At 45.0% G+C, this 19655-nt stretch carries 19 protein-coding genes and 1 other annotated feature; of the genes, 11 read left to right on the forward strand and 8 right to left on the reverse strand.

What is annotated here, in order from left to right:
• Window positions 1-91: 91 nt before the first annotated feature.
• Entirely contained in the window at window positions 92-544 is a 453-nt protein-coding gene (locus CCU_RS02305; protein WP_208895918.1) for an 8-oxo-dGTP diphosphatase, read from the forward strand.
• Between the two features lie 135 nt (window positions 545-679).
• The gene (locus CCU_RS02310; protein ID WP_161172292.1) at window positions 680-2080 is read left to right on the forward strand and encodes a zinc ribbon domain-containing protein; all 1401 of its coding nucleotides are present in this window, start codon (window positions 680-682) and stop codon (window positions 2078-2080) included.
• Window positions 2081-2796: 716 nt separating this feature from the next.
• Here the strand turns inward: CCU_RS02310 and CCU_RS02315 are convergent.
• From CCU_RS02315 to CCU_RS02325, 3 genes are read right to left on the reverse strand one after another with little or no spacing between them, the layout of a single operon-like run.
• Entirely contained in the window at window positions 2797-3492 is a 696-nt protein-coding gene (locus CCU_RS02315) for a CvpA family protein (protein ID WP_015533408.1), read from the reverse strand.
• A gap of 18 nt (window positions 3493-3510) precedes the next feature.
• Window positions 3511-4800 carry a DUF5711 family protein gene (locus tag CCU_RS02320; RefSeq protein WP_015533409.1) on the reverse strand — a complete coding sequence of 430 codons (1290 nt, stop codon included), beginning with the start codon at window positions 4798-4800 and terminating at the stop codon, window positions 3511-3513.
• A 57-nt stretch (window positions 4801-4857) separates the two neighbouring features.
• Window positions 4858-6156: a LysM peptidoglycan-binding domain-containing protein gene (locus tag CCU_RS02325; protein WP_015533410.1), complete on the reverse strand. Its 1299-nt coding sequence runs from the start codon at window positions 6154-6156 to the stop codon at window positions 4858-4860.
• Window positions 6157-6405: 249 nt separating this feature from the next.
• Between CCU_RS02325 and yyaC the strand changes: the two genes are divergently transcribed.
• The gene (gene yyaC / locus CCU_RS02330; protein ID WP_015533411.1) at window positions 6406-6957 is read left to right on the forward strand and encodes a spore protease YyaC; all 552 of its coding nucleotides are present in this window, start codon (window positions 6406-6408) and stop codon (window positions 6955-6957) included.
• Here yyaC and CCU_RS02335 read toward each other — a convergent pair whose 3' ends face one another.
• On the reverse strand, window positions 6958-8070 hold the full coding sequence (locus CCU_RS02335) for a hypothetical protein (protein ID WP_015533412.1): 1113 nt from the start codon (window positions 8068-8070) through the stop codon (window positions 6958-6960).
• A 295-nt stretch (window positions 8071-8365) separates the two neighbouring features.
• Between CCU_RS02335 and CCU_RS02340 the strand changes: the two genes are divergently transcribed.
• Entirely contained in the window at window positions 8366-8779 is a 414-nt protein-coding gene (locus CCU_RS02340; RefSeq protein ID WP_015533413.1) for a CBS domain-containing protein, read from the forward strand.
• A gap of 84 nt (window positions 8780-8863) precedes the next feature.
• On the opposite strand, the gene CCU_RS02345 is transcribed toward CCU_RS02340, so the two are convergent.
• The gene (locus tag CCU_RS02345) at window positions 8864-10528 is read right to left on the reverse strand and encodes a 2-isopropylmalate synthase (protein ID WP_015533414.1); all 1665 of its coding nucleotides are present in this window, start codon (window positions 10526-10528) and stop codon (window positions 8864-8866) included.
• A gap of 49 nt (window positions 10529-10577) precedes the next feature.
• Window positions 10578-10848 (reverse strand) — a binding site (T-box leader).
• A 73-nt stretch (window positions 10849-10921) separates the two neighbouring features.
• The gene (locus CCU_RS02350; protein ID WP_015533415.1) at window positions 10922-11071 is read right to left on the reverse strand and encodes a hypothetical protein; all 150 of its coding nucleotides are present in this window, start codon (window positions 11069-11071) and stop codon (window positions 10922-10924) included.
• Between the two features lie 175 nt (window positions 11072-11246).
• Here CCU_RS02350 and CCU_RS02355 point away from each other — a divergent pair, with 175 nt between their 5' ends.
• Both CCU_RS02355 and CCU_RS02360 read left to right on the forward strand, forming a co-directional pair.
• Window positions 11247-11921: a uracil-DNA glycosylase gene (locus tag CCU_RS02355; protein ID WP_015533416.1), complete on the forward strand. Its 675-nt coding sequence runs from the start codon at window positions 11247-11249 to the stop codon at window positions 11919-11921.
• Window positions 11922-11939: 18 nt separating this feature from the next.
• Window positions 11940-12548, forward strand: coding sequence for a histidine phosphatase family protein (locus tag CCU_RS02360; protein WP_015533417.1), 609 nt, complete (start codon window positions 11940-11942; stop codon window positions 12546-12548).
• A 54-nt stretch (window positions 12549-12602) separates the two neighbouring features.
• Here CCU_RS02360 and CCU_RS02365 read toward each other — a convergent pair whose 3' ends face one another.
• A complete protein-coding gene (locus tag CCU_RS02365) occupies window positions 12603-13217 on the reverse strand; it encodes an HD domain-containing protein (protein ID WP_015533418.1) in 615 nt (204 codons plus the stop codon).
• Between the two features lie 177 nt (window positions 13218-13394).
• Between CCU_RS02365 and CCU_RS02370 the strand changes: the two genes are divergently transcribed.
• The 5 genes from CCU_RS02370 (at window position 13395) to CCU_RS02390 (ending at window position 17783) form a co-directional block, all read left to right on the forward strand.
• The gene (locus tag CCU_RS02370; RefSeq protein WP_015533419.1) at window positions 13395-15539 is read left to right on the forward strand and encodes a Tex family protein; all 2145 of its coding nucleotides are present in this window, start codon (window positions 13395-13397) and stop codon (window positions 15537-15539) included.
• 79 nt (window positions 15540-15618) lie between these two features.
• The gene (locus CCU_RS02375; RefSeq protein ID WP_022216734.1) at window positions 15619-15888 is read left to right on the forward strand and encodes a spore coat associated protein CotJA; all 270 of its coding nucleotides are present in this window, start codon (window positions 15619-15621) and stop codon (window positions 15886-15888) included.
• 2 nt (window positions 15889-15890) lie between these two features.
• On the forward strand, window positions 15891-16154 hold the full coding sequence (locus tag CCU_RS02380) for a spore coat protein CotJB (protein WP_015533420.1): 264 nt from the start codon (window positions 15891-15893) through the stop codon (window positions 16152-16154).
• A complete protein-coding gene (locus tag CCU_RS02385; RefSeq protein WP_015533421.1) occupies window positions 16154-16777 on the forward strand; it encodes a manganese catalase family protein in 624 nt (207 codons plus the stop codon). Before CCU_RS02380 ends, CCU_RS02385 begins: the two co-directional genes overlap by 1 nt.
• Before the next feature lie 58 nt (window positions 16778-16835).
• Window positions 16836-17783: a DMT family transporter gene (locus CCU_RS02390; RefSeq protein ID WP_015533422.1), complete on the forward strand. Its 948-nt coding sequence runs from the start codon at window positions 16836-16838 to the stop codon at window positions 17781-17783.
• On the opposite strand, the gene CCU_RS02395 is transcribed toward CCU_RS02390, so the two are convergent.
• A complete protein-coding gene (locus CCU_RS02395; RefSeq protein WP_015533423.1) occupies window positions 17778-19616 on the reverse strand; it encodes a metallophosphoesterase family protein in 1839 nt (612 codons plus the stop codon). The two genes, CCU_RS02390 and CCU_RS02395, sit on opposite strands and share 6 nt — an antisense overlap.
• Between the last annotated feature and the right edge of the window lie 39 nt (window positions 19617-19655).

Genomic DNA, 19655 nt, shown 5'->3' on the forward strand with positions numbered 1-19655 from the left:
GCACATTATGATATATAGTATATAGAGTGCGATATAAATCCATAGACCGGAGAATACATACAGAATGTATAGAAACAACAGGATGGAGAAAATGGCGGAAATAGAGAAGGTAATATTTATGAATATGTGCATGGTATATGATCACGCTGGGCGTGTACTTGCACTCGATAAAGTAGGGAAAAGCTATTCCGGAACGACATTCCCTGGTGGACATGTGGAACCCGGAGAGACATTCACAGAATCGGTGATACGAGAGATATATGAGGAGACCGGGCTGACCATAAGCAATCCAAAGCTCACCGGAATATATCACTGGATGACTGGAGCTGTGAGAAATGTCGGATTTCTGTACAAGACGGATGAGTATCAGGGGGAACTTATATCTTCAGAAGAGGGCAAAGTGTACTGGATATCGGGAGAAGAGTTCCTGCTAAAACCGCTTGCACCAGGAATGGAACAGGTGTGGCAGATGATGCACGATGACAGTGCGTCGGAATGTCTGCAGACACTTACGGAAAATGGCATAGTTTCAAAGATACAATAACAATAAAAGTTTAATGGGATTTATGGGGAAAAGAAAATGTCAATATTTTCAGATATATCAAATCTTTCAAATAAAAAACGTAAATTGGAGGTGCCAGCGCCAGATACAAAATTGCTCGTGAGGGGGATAGTGTTGTTGGCATTGGGACTTCTCGGAGCCTCAGTCTATACAGTTGAGGATATAGATAAGACGCCGGCTCTTGTTTTTCTGTGTATTGGAGCGGCTTTGATCATAGCCGCTATAATTTCTTTGATCTGTTATGGAAAACAGGTGACAGCATTTAAGAAATATACTCCAACATGGGAGAAACACAGAAGTATTTTTGATGATTTCGCCATAGAATTAAATCATTGGTATGATTCTGACATGCGTCCACGCAGTTGTGATGGAGACACATCATATATTCTTCGCCTTCAGAAGGATAGAATGACACGGAAAGGCATTCGTATGATACAGCATACATCACCTGTGAAGAGAGAAACGATGGGAACTACAAGAGTGCCTCGAAAGACATCCTGGTACACAGTTGATCTCATGTATGAGGGTGTTGACAGACATCTGCAATTCCAGAATTCAACCGGCATAATATATGAGCGTGTAACCGAAGATACGATGTACGAGACAGTTGTCCATACTCCAAATGAGCAGGAACTTACACGTATGTCCATGACTTGTCCAAACTGCGGTGCAGTCAGCCCTGTGGCAGCTCTCACGGAAGGCTGCCCTTATTGTCGTACGGTTTTTCGTATCAGTGATCTGTTTCCCCGTGTAACAAATATATTTTTTATTCGGGAGAATGCTTCTACAAAGAATCAGAAGAAGATGGGAAAGGCCACAGGGATAACCATGCTGGTTTTCTTCCTTGCATGTTTTATACCTTCTTTTCTCGACCGGGAAACTCCAATACCGCAGGCTTTGTTAATGTCATTTTTTGTAGCACTTATTATGGGCGGAATATTTGGATATATAATTTCTATTATTATATTTATGACAAAACAGTTCAACAGGGATGGACGAAAGAGAATACCGTTCTGGTCCTATGTGACAACAAAAGGAAAGGTCAAAAGTGCATTTGCACCATATGATCCGTATTTTTCATTTGAGAAGTTTGAGGGACAGATCATATCTCTTATCCGTATGGCGATTATGTCAGACCACCCGGAGAATCTGGCATCATATTGTGGTGGAACATTAAATCCATATTTTCGGGATATTATAGAAATGACATATATGCAGGCTATGACAGTGCAGGATATACATATGGAGGGAAGTCATCTGTGCATGACACTCAGAACATGGTGGATAAATTACAGTGAGAAGAATGGACGCGTCAACAGGTGCGGAGACTGTATAGACGTTACACTTCGGAGAAATGTTGCTTACATGGAACCTCCTGGATTCTCCATTACATCTGTGTATTGCAGGAATTGTGGAGCAAGCTTTGATTCTGTCCGTCAGAGAAACTGCCCATATTGCGGAACCGTATATCACATGGAGAATGAAGGTTTTATAATTGAAAGACTTGAGCTGGTATAAGCAAAGAGTATAGATACAATATAAGCTGAGTATAAAGGAAACGGAGAAACTAACAGGTATAGTATCTTAAAATCTGATTATAACGAGGAAGATAAAAGAAAGAAATAAAAAGAAAATAAGAAGAGAATAAGGAAATACATAATAGGAAAAACACAAAAATAGAAAAAGAAAAAATATGCTTGACATTGTAAAATGATGGTGGTATCTTATAAAAGCTGTCGCGTGAGACGGTGTCAGGAACATCTGTAAAGCATCAGATTTTGAGATTTATTCGTTATATAATCACCCGGTTATGATACGAAATCAGTTCATAAGAGCTGACGAAATGACTTGAAAAAAGATGAAAAAAGTTGTTGACATTAAGAAATGAATGTGATAGTATTTAGAAGTTGTCGCTGAGAGGCGGAAACATAGATTTTTGGAATTTCAGGGTTGTCATGTTGTTAATTTTTCAAGGTTCTTTGTGCTCTCGCCTCTCAGCGACAACTTCTATATGTTATCACATCTAAAGTTCTTTGTCAACAACTTTTTCATCTTTTTCCCAAGACCTTTTCGGTTGCTGATGTCTGACCTCTTCGGCGACAACTTCTAAATATTACCACACCGGAGTGTGTATGTCAACAACTTTTTTCATTTTCTTTGTCATCATATTCCAGTGACAGAAGAAGAAAATCGATGTTAACTTGTGCCGGTCACAACCAGCAAGTGAAACTATACTAAATATCTCCCAATATGTCAATAACTATTTTCAAAAAAATGTTTTTATCGTACAGATATGTGAGAGCCTTGCTGTCGTGTACCATTTCCAGCATCTGCGAAGCCACTGAGAATGCTGACAAAAACGTTATGAGAACCATTGCGATCCATATACACAACACAGCCTGTGCAACGCCAAAAACAAGTCCTCCTGCTTTGTCCAGTCCACCGACCACGGGGATACCCGACAGAACATGCGATAACGCAAGAGCTATCAGCACGAGCAGTAGCACCACAAATATGGTTAACAGATAAGACAGTCCGTTCATGACCATATCTGTGAGATAATCCACAACATATGCCACATAGTCTCCGATCGCCTTTCCATTTATCTTGTCTCCGCCGTTACTGCGTATGTAGTTCTTCACGATCTCCGGCAGTTCTGTATGTTCTAGATAATCTTCTTTCTCATAGACAGATACACTTTCACTGATATCTTCCACTCCTATGCTCTGCTCCACCTTCTGCCTCACGGTGTCTCTGAGTGGTGTATGCTGACAGAGGAACTGGTTTACATACGGATTCAGCACATTTGTCAGGATCACCGCTCCTACTATGCCCACTGCACTTACCGCACTTTTGATGAGACCTCTCCTGTATCCGATAAGGGCGCACAGAAGAATAACCGCCACAGACGCAAGCAACATCAGATTCATATGCGCTTCTCCTTTCTCTTACATGCCCTTGAGGGCAATAGTCTGCGTCTCATTTTCAAATATGACCACATACTCCTCCTCGTTTGAGTCCGGCACAACATTTACAAGATTCTTGGTGAATGAATAATTAAATTTCATACTTCCATTAAACCTAATTATACTGCAGTCCATATCTCCCGTGACTATTATCTCCTCTTCAGTTGCATATATTTTGTCAAATGCATTGTCGTAGTCCACTTCAGCCTTCAGCGCACCCTTGTTGTCATATATATATATTTTGTATTTCGCCTTTGAGGCAGAATCCGAGACAGCAATATAACCCACGCAGGAAGAATTATAGAATACGCCCTGCATCTCCCTGGATCTGAGATCTATAACAGCTCTCTCCTCCGGTTTCTCCGTCATAGTGTATGTTCTTATATCTTTATTACCAAAGCATGCAATATTGTCATTATCTGTAAATTTCACGATAGGATACAATGCATCATCCACTGTATAGCTTCCCATCATACGATCAGCATTCTCATTCTGTCCAACCGAGCTAAAATTGTACATGGCTATCACAGACTGTACCTTTGTGCCCTGTATCTTCATATAACTTGTGACCAGCTTCTGTCCATCGTTCGATATGTCTATATCCATAGGGTATCCACTTTTATCTATCGTGGTCTTGAGCTCATAGATCGTGTTGCTGTCCTTATCGTATCCATTGATATAATTGCAGTCTTCTCCCACAAGTACAAGGGTGTACACTCCCTGCTCTGCAATATCAACATTTGAGATGTCGTAAGCGAGAGTCTGACGGCTGACTTCGCCGTCAACATTAAACACATACACATCTTTACCGTTCATATCCGCAACTATCGCGTAGTTTCCGCACACCTCTGCGTGTGGCATCTTCATCGCATAGCTCACATCCCACTTTGTCACGCCTTTTTCATCTATGTAAGATGCACCGTCCTTGGTCACCTTCAGCACATTTCCCGCAAACACCGTGTAATCTGCTATATTGTCACCTGATGTTTCCGTCGCTGACACCACATCATACTGAGTGTATGTCTTTATCGCATTATATCTCAAAAGTGCAGTGACAAGTCCTAGCACAACCACAATTGCTGCGATAGCGAGGAGCATTTTGCCTTTTTTGCCCATGGTACGTTTTACTTCAATGACATTATCCCTGCCATTTGCAAGGCTTTCCTCGTCCATATCATCTTCTGTCTGATTCTGAACTTCCTGTTTTTCATCGTCTCTGCCCGCAGCAATTTCCTTATCCGCAGTTTTTTTATTTTTTGTTAAAAATTTCATATCCGTATTCCTTCTGTTCTTTATTCACTATAAAAAAACATGGTAATTATAGCATTTTTAATCTGTATAGGGAATAACCAATTTCTGGCCCTCATATATAGGTTCATCTATCTTCAGGCCATTTACCGCCGCTATACTCTCTGCGCCATCCTGCGTTCCGTACATCTTTATCGATATACTCACAAGAGTGTCCCCCGGTTCAACCACATAGATGCTCTCCGTATCCTCCGGCACAGAAGGTATCTCTGATGTTACAGCTTCATCTGAAACACTGTCCGAAGTGTATTCCGAGCCATCCGAAGTTCCCTCCACCGAAGCACTTGTATTCTCCGCTCCTTGCGCCGCTGATATATCCTGCGATCCATTTGCTTTCTGTGCCATCTCTGTATCCTGCACACCTTCCGCATTCTGAGTTGCCTCCGTGTTCTGTGATCCCGGCGTATTTTTTTGTGTATAGGCATCTCCGGATGCAGCTCCTCCCACTGTTTCCTCAGCACCGGCCATGGTGTCTGCACTGTTCATGAACACCTGAACCTCACCGGAGTGTTTTGCCTTTGTCAGCCTGTCCGTTATCTGCCCCACTGTATCCGGGGATATGTACCACAATGCTCCAAATGACACCGCACATACCGCAACAAAGCACGCCGCGGTTGTACCCCAGCTCCTCTTCTTCCGGTTCTCCGTCTGTTTCCCCCTCTCTCTGAAGTTTTCAACGACCGTCTTATCCTTTATTACCACACTGTCTGTCGCAGATTCCGCAGTCTCACGCTTTCTGCTGATTATGTAGTTCTGCATTTTCTCATTTCTCACATAATATATATAGTATCCCTTTTCCCTCATAAAGGTCCCGTGATCGTAATAATAAAATGCCTCCTCACACTCCAGTGCATCCATAAGGAACAGGATCTTTCCCTCACCCGGGAAATTATCGCGGTGCAGCCTTTTCATCTGATCGTTTATCTCTGCAGAGAAACCCATTCTGGACAGGAACCATCCCACGATCGATAGGTCATCGAAGTATTTGTTTATCTCCGCATATATCCCGCTCCACTCGCTGTCACCAAATTTTATCATGGATATGTCAAATTCAAGATTCTGCGCATCCACTGCGCCGCTGACAAATATCACCTTTGTGCCATTTTCATCATATACTTTTCCGAGAAGTATGGCTCCACGGCAGTTCATATTGCCCGGCGATGCAATTCTCCTCAGATATGTCATGACATAGTCTTCTACATATATCTTGTAATTTCCTGGGGCATTTCCCACCTGTCGTATATTCTTGGGCAGCTCATATTTCACCCTGTCGCTTGACCTCATCATCTCATTTGCTTCATCATATACTATCTCTATCATTCACCCGACCTCCTATACTCTTAAGCATCAGCCCTTACAGCTCCGCCAACGATGCATGAATAATACCATGTTGACAAGACGCTTTTTTAGGAAATCATGTCATTTGATGTGTGTAACTGCGCCCTATATTCCAGCCTATTACGACCTATATCTACAGGATCACGTAAATGAGCGCTTTATGAATCTATTGTGTAAACTTTGATAATCTTGGAAATACTCTATACTATAAAACACAGGCAGGGTATTGATATGATAAAAAAGAAGCAGCGACAAACAGAATATTTTAATCCAAATGACATTCTTGCCTGCCGTGCGCTTTCAACCAGAATATCGGATTTTCTGGCAGACAGCGGGCAACCTTCTGACAGCACCGTGGTTTTATGCATAGGAACCGACCGCGCTACCGGTGATGCTCTCGGCCCTCTGACAGGCAGCTTTCTGACAGAGCACAACTGTCCTTTCAAAGTATACGGAACGTTAAAAGCTCCGGTCCACGCCCTCAATCTGCGCGATACCATACACCATATATACGACCATTTTGTCTCCCCCGCCATCATCGCCGTCGACGCATCCCTTGGACGTCCTTCAGATGTAGGTATGATCACGCTCTCTAACGCCCCCCTGTACCCCGGAATCGGTGTAAATAAAAAACTCCCGGCGATAGGAGATATCTCCATCACCGGGATTGTAAATCTGTCTGGAAAGCCAGGTATGAGTCTTCTTCAGAGCACCAGGCTGTATACCGTCAGCAATATGGCACGCTTCATCTCTGACGCCATACTGTCATCATCGACACACTGACTAGCTCTCTCCCTTATAAACCTCTATGGCGCCTGACACTGTGCTTGCCGTGCCCTCCTCCATGATCGATATAAGATCAGAGAGTTTCTCTTCTGTGAGCAGATCTTTGCCAAGGAATGTGACATAGCTGTCAGTCAGATGGCTCTGCATATCAGCAAGCTGTGACTCCATGGCATTGATCTTTTCCTCGAGCTGCTTCAGATCCGCCTTAAGTGCGTCGATCTTCGGCTGCCGTCTTCCTGTTATCTCATCAGTTATAACCTGTTTTGTATCATTCTCAAATACTTTTATCGCCTCAAGCTTGCGATTGCTTATATCCTCGCGCTCCGCCTCAAGCTCGCTGAGCTTTTCATCATATTTGCCAAGATTATATACACTCTCATCCTTGTCTCTTGTTATCGAGTTTCTGATGATCCTTATCTGCTTGTTGTTGGCGCGGACCTTGTTTCTTATCCGCCTGCCCTCATTGACGATCTCAAGATTCTTTACCTTGGCAAGATTGAACACTATGAAATATATGATAAATTCTGCTATGACAATCGCCTGACTGATCACCACATACGTCAAAGTGTGAACTCCGGTCTGGTATATGGTGTATGAAAGCGCCACGCATACAATCGCCGGTATACATCCGCAGAACAGGAGTATAAGCAGTATAAGCTTAAACACGTCGCCTGCTCCGCACGGAGCGAACATACAGTAGAAAAAGCCCGTATTGCAGAAGCCCGATACATTGTTCTGCTTAAACAGCTCCTTTGCCTTGAGTCTGAGCTGTCTGTTGCTCTCGTTGAGGGAGGCCGTCTCGCTCTCTATTCGGTTGCCCATACGCTCCGTCTTCTTCTTATCTTTTTTTGACTGAAGCTGCCTTATCTTGGCTCCGTTCGCCGAAAGCTGCTGGTCGTATCCATCCTCTATCTCATTCTTTCTGTTTTTCAAGGTTGAACTGATCTCATCAGAAAGGCCCTTTTCCTCCTGTGAGATACTCCTGCTGGTCTTTCTCTGTGCCGTTCTCACCTGTTCAAGGTTGTCCTGCACATCATCGATAGCCACCACCAGCTCCCTTGCCTTTATAAGATATTCCTGATTCTCCTGGAAAACATTCTCCGATCCCATACAGTCCTCCTTATGTCTCTTATAATAGTGCATATCAAGTTTATAATATCAAATCGCCTACTAATTAACAACATAATTTTGCAATTTCTGACACATCTGACACATTTCGGATTATATTCTGAAAATACTTTCTTATCATGCACCCGGTCACTATTATTTCACAGTAATTTAATTGAACTCATACTGATTATATTTTATAATTATTACATATGGGCGATAAGCAATATTTATGGTATTTATCATTTACAGAATGGGGCTGTAAAATTACAAATTATATATGACAAGGAGAAGAGGCATGAACATTTTATTTTTTCTTACACCTAAGAGCGATGTAGCATATATTGAGGACAGTTTTTCACTCAGACAGATACTTGAGAAGATGGAGATACACAGATATTCTGCAATACCGATACTATCCAACACCGGTGAATATGTCGGCACCATAACGGAGGGCGACATTCTCTGGTACTGCAAGCGCAATTCGATGAACGCGCTCAAAACCGCAGAGAGCATCTTCCTTAATGATATTCCAAAGAAATTCGAGTACGCCTCCGTATCCATCAGTTCCAACATGGAGGATCTCATAGCCAGAGCCATGGTCCAGAATTTTGTTCCGGTGGTTGACGATCAGAACAAGTTCATCGGCATAGTTACACGAAAGGATATCATCGGTTACTGCTATAAGAAACTTAAGACCAGCGAATCATAAAAAACACCCGGATATGTAAGCATTTCGCCTGCACATCCGGGTATTTTAATGTAATTCAATATATCTTAATCCCTAATTTAATATCTAATTGAGATCTCCCGTTCTGTTGACGGCGCTCACGAGTGCATGTACAGATGCGTCTATGATATCGTTCTTTATTCCTGCGCCCCATGTAACCTTACCATCGACAGTCTCGACTCCGACATAGGCAACTGCCTGTGAGTTTGAGCCAGTCTGGAGTGAATGCTCCTCGTAGCATACGACCTTGAACTGTATGTCAAAGTGCTTCTTTATAGCGTTGCTCACGGCATCCAGACGTCCATTTCCCTTGCCGTGGTAAACCTTCTTCACACCGTTCTTCAGAATAGTTATCTCTGTGGATATTCCATCTCCCTGTACGAAGTGATTCTCAAGCATCTTGATAGGGCCATCTATATTGACATATGTATTCTGGAATATATCCAATACTTCCTTTGGACTGAGCTCCTTGTGCTCCTTATCTGACACATCCTTTACTGTGTAGCCCAGATCCTCTCTGAACTTTGCAGGAAGGTCAAAGCCGTACTTTGTCTGGAGGATGAATCCAATTCCACCCTTTCCTGACTGGCTGTTTATTCTAATAACATCGCCATCATACTTTCTTCCGATATCCTCAGGGTTAAGCGGCAGATATGGACAGGTCCACATTCCGTCACCTTGCTCTTTTCTGAACTTCATTCCCTTGGCAATGGCATCCTGATGTGAGCCTGAGAATGCGGCAAATACAAGCTTTCCTGTATATGGTGAACGCTCGTAAACCTTCATTCCTGTAACTCTCTCATACATCTCTGTGAGCGATGGTATATCGCTGAGATCTATCTCAGGGTCAACTCCATGGGTGAACATGTTCATGCAGAGTGTGATCACGTCCACATTTCCTGTTCTCTCACCATTTCCAAATAATGTTCCCTCTATTCTGTCTGCGCCGGCAAGGATACCAAGCTCTGCATCTGCCACTCCACAGCCTCTGTCATTATGAGGATGAAGTGACAGGATAATATTCTCCCTGTCGTGGAGGTTCTTGCTCATATACTCTATCTGGCTTGCGTAAACATGCGGAAGTGACATCTCGACTGTTGCAGGGAGGTTGATTATAACCTTTCTGTCCGGTGTCGGCTTCCATACATCGATAACTGCGTTGCAGACCTCAAGTGCATAGTCAACCTCTGTTCCGGTGAAGCTCTCCGGTGAATACTCAAAACGATATGGAACGCCGTACTCATCAGCCATCTTGTTGAGCAGCTCTGCTCCATCCACTGCTATCTTAAGTATCTCTTCCTTTGACTTTCTGAACACCTGCTGTCTCTGGGCAAATGATGTTGAATTGTACAGATGTACGATCACGTTCTTTGCACCCTCTATAGCCTTAAATGTCTTCTCTATGATATGTGGTCTTGCCTGTGTAAGTACCTGTATCGTGACATCATCAGGTATGAGATCCTGCTCTATAAGTGTTCGGCAGAACTCGTACTCAGTCTCGGACGCTGCAGGAAATCCGATCTCTATCTCCTTGAAACCGATCCTGACAAGCTCCTTGAAAAATTCCAGCTTCTCATCAAGGCTCATAGGTACGATCAGGGCCTGATTACCGTCTCTCAGATCCACGCTGCACCAGATAGGTGCTTTGTCAATATACTCCTTGTTTACCCAGTCTGTGCACTGTACCGGCGGCATGTAATAGCCACGCTTGTAATTCTGATAATTCTTCATTGATATAACCTCCTACTTAAGCAAAAAAAAACTCACATCTCCTAATCACTATAGAGACGTAAGTTACGCGGTACCACTCTATTTCATACAATAATGTATGCTCTCATCGCAGATACAGATGAACGATATACTTACCGCCGTCTTATACCCTCCTGCTGTAACGGTCAGGCTCCGTCCCTTCCTACTTCACACGATCATCTGACGTGCCATTCAGCGGGCTGCTCCAAGGCGAGTTCAAACCCTATCGATCACCGCCTCACACCAACCGGCGGTTCTCTGAACATCTCCAGAATTCTACTGCTCCTCTTCATCGCATTATCTAGGCTGACTCTAACACATACAAGTGTCAGATGTCAACCCCTTTTAGCTATAATCCTATATATATTAACAGTTCTACCAGACAATAAATCTCTTGTTCTTGAGAGATCTTCCGCCTGCTGTAAGCATCAGTATACCCACTACAAGACCAGTAACTATCGTTATAACCCCAAGTGCTATGTTGAGTGCTCCAACCTGCTTCATAGTCTTATATGCTTTCTCCATACTCATATGCTCCTTTCTATAAGTCTTTATCAATTCTCAGATATAGTAAGTATATCATGTGATATTGCTTCTTACAACTTAAAACTTGAATTAGTTTATTTTACTTTGCACCCCGCCCGTGATAAAATAACTGTGTTTCGGATCATTATATTTGTATACAAAAAGGAGTATCAATATGCCAGCAATAACAAATGACTGGGCTGAATATCTTAAGCCTGAATATAAGAAACCTTACTATAAAAAGCTGTTTGATTTTGTGGGACAGGCATACGCAACGGAAACTGTCTACCCACCAGCCGATGATATATTCAACGCATTTCACACAACGCCGTTATCCCATGTAAAATGTGTGATAATCGGTCAGGATCCATATCATGAGCCAGGGCAGGCACACGGTCTGAGTTTCAGTGTGAAACCAGGTGTCACCATACCACCATCGCTCGTCAACATATATCAGGAGCTTCACGATGATCTGGGATGTAAGATCCCCAATAACGGATATCTTGAGAAGTGGGCCGACCAGGGAGTCCTCATGCTCAATGCCGTGCTGACCGTTCAGGCTCACAGAGCCGGTTCCCATCAGGGAAAGGGCTGGGAACATTTTACCGATGCAGCGATCAGGATCCTGAACGAGCAGGACAGACCTATCGTGTTCATCCTGTGGGGTGCATACGCCCAGAAGAAGGCCGCATTCCTGAACAACCCACACCACCTGATCCTGAAGTCCGCACACCCAAGTCCACTGTCTGTATACAGGGGCTTCTGGGGAAGCAAGCCGTTCAGCAAGACCAACGATTTCCTGGTTGCAAACGGAGTCGAGCCTATCGACTGGCAGATCGAGGACATTTGATTTTGGAGGACTGTACACATGGAGATTTATATTGTAAGACACGGTGAAACCGTATGGAATAAAAAGAAGCTGCTTCAGGGCCGGACTGACATTGAGCTCAGCGACAAAGGACGAGAGCTCGCCAGGATCACAGGAGAAAATCTGAGAGACACACACTTTGATATGGTGTTTTCCAGTCCGCTTAAGAGGGCTTACGAGACAGCCAGCCTCATTGTCGGCGGCAGGGACATTCCAATTGTGAAGAATGACCTCATAAAGGAAATGTGCTTTGGTGACTGGGAAGGGCAGAATATGTCAGAACTTCTGGCAGACGGAGGTCAGGATTTTCAGTATTTCTTCAAGCATCCTGAGCTCTATCACCCGGTTGGAAACGGTGAATCATTTGAGGAACTCTGCCAGCGGGCGGCCAGATTCATGACTGAGTATGTGGAGCCACTCTCCTCAAAATATTCAAGGATCATGGTCGTTGCCCACGGTGCGATAAACAAAGCAATGATGATGCATGTAAAAAAGCATCCGCTCGAGGAGTTCTGGTCAGGCGGACTGCAGCAGAACTGCAACGTGATAATGCTTGACTACTCAGACAACGTATATACGATCATCGACGAGACAAAAATTTTCTATTAGACAGTATAATAAAAACAAAGAGCGCTGTCCCGGCTTCATCTATGATACAACCTATCATGAATGTTTCAGGTTCAGTGCTCTCTGCACTTCCAGTATCTGCTCTTCTATCTTATCTGCGAGCATATATATCTGTTCATTATATCTTCCGTCTATTCTCCGCATAGCCTCGGGAAGGGGATTGAGAATGTCTGTATACGACTGCTTTATCTTCTTCTGTATCCACCTCACATCAGGCATGTAAACTATCGTTCTGAGATTGTGAAGCCTGTCCGCAAGCTTCACGATCACCGTCTGGTACGAACCCTGAGAAAATAACCTCCTGGCATATACGGAAAACGGTTCCCCCTGTATCCTGGTCAGAAGTCTCACCTGTTCGCGTATGTCCGCGCCAAATGCACTCTCTATATCGTCAAGTGTACATTCTGTATCTTCAACCGTGTCGTGAAGGAGTGCAGTTATGAGGATATCCTCGTCGGTTATCCCGCACTCTTCTCTCAGGATATTGTATACGCCAAGTATATGCTCATCATAATAAGGCTTCATACCGCCATTTCCCCGGCGCATCTGCCCTTCATGAAATGCTTTTGCCATATCCATAGCCTGCTGTATGCGTTCTGAAACCTGTACATCCGGTCCAACCATATCATCAACGCCTTTTCCCAGTGTCATGTCAGCCATCTTCTTATCCCTTTCAGTACATCCCAAACTACACAAAGTATAACATAGCAGCCTTGAATAATCTATCCATTTTTTATATACTTAACAAATGTGCTTCTATTAAATTTTACATTTACAATGAAATATTTTTTTACTTTGCACATCACACTTTACAAAAGGAGTATATACATGGACATAATCAAGAAAATTGCTCAGGAGATAGGCTGTCGTGACAGCCAGGTTGAAGCAGCGGTAAAACTCATCGACGAGGGCAACACAATTCCATTCATCGCCAGATATAGAAAGGAAGCCACCGGCTCCCTCAACGACGAACAGCTTCGTCTTCTTCACGAAAGACTTGTATACCTTAGAAATCTCGAGGACAAAAAGGCTCAGGTCATCGCAAGTATAGAGGAGCAGGGAAAACTTACAGATCAGCTCAGGACGGAAATTGAGAAGGCCGAGACCATGGTTCTGGTCGACGATCTCTACAGACCATACAGGCCTAAGCGAAAGACAAGGGCAACCATCGCCAAGGACAAAGGGCTGGAGGGGCTTGCAAACATCATCATGCTGCAGATGACCAGAACTCCGATAGTCAAGGAAGCTGAAGCTTATGTGTCTGAGGAGAAGGGCGTTGCAGACACCAGCGAAGCCATCGCAGGCGCAATGGACATAATCGCTGAAAATATATCTGACACCGCCGATTACAGGACTCACATAAGAGACCTCACCACCAGACACGGTGTGCTGAGAACAACAGCAAAGGACCCGGAGGCTGAATCCGTATACGAGATGTACTACGACTTCTCCACCCCTGTATCCAAGATGACCGGATACAGAACCCTCGCCGTTAACCGCGGTGAAAAGGAAAAGTTCATCACAGTAAAGATCGAGGCACCGGTCAACGACATAATATCATATCTGAAAAAACAGATCATCGTCAGAGACAATCCTGAGACCGAACAGATACTTTCAGACGCGATCGCAGACAGCTACGACAGGCTCATAGCCCCTGCCATAGAGAGGGAGATCAGAAACGCCCTCACAGAGACCGCTGAGGACGGTGCCATCAAGGTATTTGCATCGAATCTGCAGCAGCTCCTCATGCAGCCTCCTATCGCAGGACAGACCGTGCTCGGCTGGGATCCGGCATTCAGAACCGGCTGTAAGCTCGCAGTTGTGGATCCGACCGGAAAGGTTCTCGACACCGTTGTCATATTCCCAACGGCACCTCAGAAGAAGGTTGCAGAGGCTAAAAATACTGTGAATGCTCTTATAAAGAAGTACGGCATAACTCTCATATCCGTGGGAAATGGTACGGCATCCAGAGAGTCAGAGATGGTGATCGCCGAGCTCATCAGTGAACTTGACACACCTGTACAGTACGTGATAACCAACGAGGCAGGAGCTTCTGTCTACTCCGCCAGCAAGCTTGCAACCGAGGAATTCCCTCATTTTGATGTTGGTCAGAGAAGTGCGGCTTCCATCGCCAGAAGAGTACAGGATCCTCTGGCAGAGCTGGTCAAGATTGATCCAAAAGCTATCGGAGTCGGTCAGTATCAGCACGATATGAACCAGAAGAAGCTGACAGAAGCCTTGGACGCAGTTGTTGAGGATTCTGTAAATAAAGTCGGCGTCGACCTCAATACCGCTTCTGCCCCACTCATGGAGCACATTTCCGGAATAAACAAGACGCTGGCCAAGAATATCGTGGATTACAGAGAGGCAAATGGGCGCTTCAACACCAGAAAGGAACTCCTCAAGGTTGCCAAGCTCGGACCTAAGGCATTTGAACAGTGCGCAGGTTTCATGAGGATAAGCGGCGGCTCAAATCCTCTGGATGCCACATCTGTACATCCTGAGAGTTACGATATAGCCACTGCCCTGCTGAGCCACATCGGCTACACAACCGATGACATTGCATCCGGCAGGCTCAAGGATCTTTCAAAATCCGCCGGCAACATCAAAAAGCTAGCTGAGGAGCTGGGAACAGGAACGATAACTCTCAACGACATCATAAAGGAGCTTGAAAAGCCTGCCCGTGATCCTCGTGACGAGATGCCAAAGCCGATCCTCAGAGGAGATGTCCTTGAGATGAAGGATCTGACAGAGGGAATGATACTCAAGGGAACCGTCAGAAACGTGATCGACTTCGGTGCATTTGTGGATATAGGTGTTCATCAGGACGGACTTGTCCACATCTCAGAGATGTCCGACAAATTCATAAAGCACCCTCTTGACGTGGTGAGCGTCGGCGACATTGTCCAGGTAAAGGTCATCGGCATAGACCTCGCCAAGAAACGCATACAGCTCTCCATGAAGGGTATTTAACACACGACAAAATACAGTAACATATTTAAGCCTCCAGCATAGTTTATACAGAGAAAACTTATGTATGGAGGCTTTTATAGTGGAACAAAACAGAAACTGCTGCCGTAACGGCCAGAATCGATGCTACTATAACCAGGGAACCTCTGTTAAATACACCGCCTCATCCGGCTCCAAGCCACGCTCCTGCGACTCCGGCACTGCCACTTCAGTGAGAACCGACAGGCCGCTCGGAATGGCTTATATCCCTGAACAGCTCTTTGAAAATCTGTACGATGCAAAATGCGGACTGATGGAGGGCACCATGTTCAAGGATCTCAATCTGATATTCTGCGGGGTAAGGGGGAAATAGCCATGAATAAAATGAACAAAAAACAGCTTCTTCGCTTTATCGCAGAGGTCTCTTTTGCACTTGACGATATTGCGCTCTATCTCGACCTTCATCCCGACTGCACCAAGGCACTTTCGAGCTATGACAACTATCAGAGCATGCGTACCCAGGCTATAAATGATTACGTGAACATGTATGGGCCGCTGAACAAATATCAGGTCACTGACAACAACTATTTCAACTGGGTCAATGACCCTTGGCCATGGGAAGGAGAGTGTAACTGCTAATGTGGGTTTATGAGAAAAGATTACAATTTCCTATAAATATAAAGGAAACCAACGCAAAGCTGGCCCAGGACATAATCAGTCAATACGGCGGTCCGGACGGTGAAATGAGTGCCTCGATGAGATACCTGTCGCAGAGATATTCCATGCCTGACAAGAAGGTCAAGGCGGCTCTGACCGACATCGGAACCGAGGAACTTGCCCATCTCGAGATGGTTGCGACCATCATTTACCAGCTCACAAGGGATCTGAGCATCGAGGAGATCAAGGCATCGGGCTTTGACAAATATTATATCGACCACACCATCGGCATCTGGCCACAGGCGGCAGGAGGAATTCCATTTAACGCCTGCGAATTCCAGTGCAAGGGCGACGCGATAACAGATCTTTTTGAGGATATGGCCGCTGAGCAGAAAGCCAGGTCGACCTACGACAACATCCTCAGACTGTGCAAGGATCACCCGGACGTATATGAGCCTATCAAATTCCTGCGCGAGAGGGAGGTCGTGCACTTCCAGAGATTTGGCGAATGCCTTGAGGCTGTAAAAGATACCCTCGATCACAAGAATTTCTATGCATTCAACCCTTCATTTGACACCAAGGCACCTTGTTTAAAGAATAATTGAAAATTAGAAATATCGGTGGTAAAATGATGTCACTTTTAACAAGAGAAGAGGCGGTGTTATGTCAGAAAAACAGATCAACCACTCACAGAGATTCGGAATCATACTGGTTCTGTCATGCGGAATCATGTGGGGCATAAGCGGAGTCCTTGGACAATACGTGTTCCAGTCGTCAGATGTAAATGCTACACAGCTTTCCATAATCAGACAGTTTATATCCGGTGTCGTACTGCTTGTCATCGCCGCCGTAAAGGGAGATAAAAGGGCTTTGACCATATGGTCAAAGCCTAAAAGTGTCATATCTATGCTGTTCTTTGCACTCTCAGGTGTCATGGGCGTGCAGTTTACATACTTCGCTTCCATCGAACATTCCAACGCCGCAACCGGCACAGTGATCCAGTTCACATACATAATCATGCTGCTGTTGTACACAACAATATTCATGCACAAGAGACCTCATATATATGAAGCCGCCTCAGTCGTATGTGCATTTGCAGGTATCTTTCTGATCGCCACACACGGCAGCCTGAATTCCCTTGCCATATTCAGGCCGACGCTCATATGGGGACTCACCTCAGCGGTATGTTTCACTATATACTGCCTTTATCCTCAGAAGCTCTACAATGAATATGGTCTGGTAAATATCATAGGCTGGTCATCACTCATAGCCTCCATTTTCCTTGCGCTGGTCACGAAAACATTCTCACTGCCTCACATGGATGGAAGGATAATTGCAGCCTCACTTGCGGTAGCCATTGTGGGCTCCCTCATCCCATTTACAATATACGGTCTCGGCATCAGCATCCTCGGAAGCGTGAAGGCGAGTCTTTTTGTCACAGTCGAGCCCGTGTCAAGTGCCCTGCTGACGTGGATCTTTCTGGGAACCCAGTTCACCAGCATGGATCTGATCGGTTTTCTCCTGATTCTTGGATCCATACAGGTTGTTGCCATAATGACATTTCACAGTGAAAAACACATAGTAAAAGCTGAACAGACTCATCTGTCATGATGAAAGTCCATCCAGCTCATCTATCGCACATCTCATAACCCGGATCTCCTGAAGCTTTTCATCAAGAAGCTTCTCCCGGTGTGTGAGTTTTTCGTATATATCTCTTCTTCGTCCGTCAAGGCTTTGCAGCCCGGTTCTGCGGCTGTGTATCTTATCCCGCTGTGCACAGAGCTTATCAAGTTCCGCCCTGCTTTCCTCAAGCTCCGCTGTCAATCTCTTTCTTCCACTCTTCTTCCTGAGTCCCCAGTATTTTGACAACGCATATCCAATATAGTATGCAAGTCCCGCAGCTCCGACAGCGAAGAGCATCGCATACACAAGTCGTCCGTCCGGGAGAATATTATCCCCCCGTGCGACCAATGCATACATTATAACTATCGACAATATTCCAAGTACCATGAGCGGTACAAGTGCTGTTCTTACTCCAGTCCTTATCCAGCTTCGTCTGTACTCCTTAGGAAGCTCCTCCAGATGACGTCTGAGCGTCGTGATCTCAAGTTCGCTTTTCCGCTCCTGTGCCCATACCGAGTTAAGCTCACCCAGAACATCAGAGCTGACCTCGTAGTCATTTCGCAGGCTCATATATTCCCTGACCGCAGCGTCCGCCTCGTATGTCTGACATTTCATCCTGAGTATCTGTCTGACCTGTCTCAGTGTATCGTGATAAAGCTCCCTGCCCATTTTTCTGCCCGATCTTGCATACAGCCCCGACACCTCTATCATCATGTCGACCGCAAGTTTTATTCCGTCTCTGCTTTCAAGATCGGCAACATTCAGTTTATCGAGCAATCTGCCAAATTCTGTATTTTTGTTGGCTCTGGCGTATTCACTGTAGTCGGATCGTTCAAATCTCTCACCTTCCACCGCCAGGATTCTGTAATCCTTCAGCATGGATGATATATCAAAGTTCTTCTCACAGCCTGCCATACGGTTCAGGCATATGGAATATATATTGCCACGTCCCTCAAGCTCCAGGATACCCAGAATGGCCTCCGTCAGAGCACCGTCCCTTGTATCGTTATCCACCGGATAATCAATTCTTTTATATTCTCTGACCGCAGCAGGCACAAACTTAGTCGAAACCACTCCGTCAGACATTTCCCCATAGATATATCCATGTGCGCCTGTTGACTCTCTCGACACAGCCTCCGGACTTCCAGAATAATAAGCCTTGCCCGGAATCTTCATCTGATACTTCTGGCGGCCGCCAAACGCAATGTAATTAAATCCACTGGCACGCAGCCTGTTCCAGTCAACCGGCATCCGTCTCCGGTCACCCCCACATGCGATCAGCACATTACATACCGCTTCATCCTGCGGTTCTGCATCATCCACCACCCTGGCATCCATCTTCCTGTCAAAATAGCTCACGCCGTATATATCAACGTCCTTGTCCGGAAAATGAATATGATCCAGTGCCATGGTCGCCTGCTCATCCCTGACCGCTGTGTACCCCATATCTCCAGTCTGTTTGTCTCCAATCTGTCTTATTCCAGGGCTTCCGATCACACACACACGGGATTTGAAACCATAGTCAAGAAGCGGCGCATCACTTCCCAGATTATCCTGAAATCCAGCAGCATATATGACCACTGTATGCTTTAAGCTTCCAAATATCTCATCAAGCCATACAAGCTCTTCCTCAGATGGCTGATGGTCAAACAGATTGCCTGCAACCAGAAGAAAATCCACGTCAAGCTCCCCGGCACGTGCCACCACAGCCTCAAATGTCATGTATATTTCGTTTTTCCTCTCGCCGCTCCATACACACTCCCTGTCAGGAAGCGCGCCGAGCAGCACATCGGATATATGTATAAACGTTATCTTTTTCATCAATCTGTATATTCCAATCCCAAGCATGAAAATGCATTA

Origin of the sequence: Coprococcus sp. ART55/1 (assembly GCF_000210595.1) — a bacterium.
GTDB classification, from domain to species: Bacteria; Bacillota; Clostridia; order Lachnospirales; family Lachnospiraceae; genus Coprococcus; species Coprococcus aceti.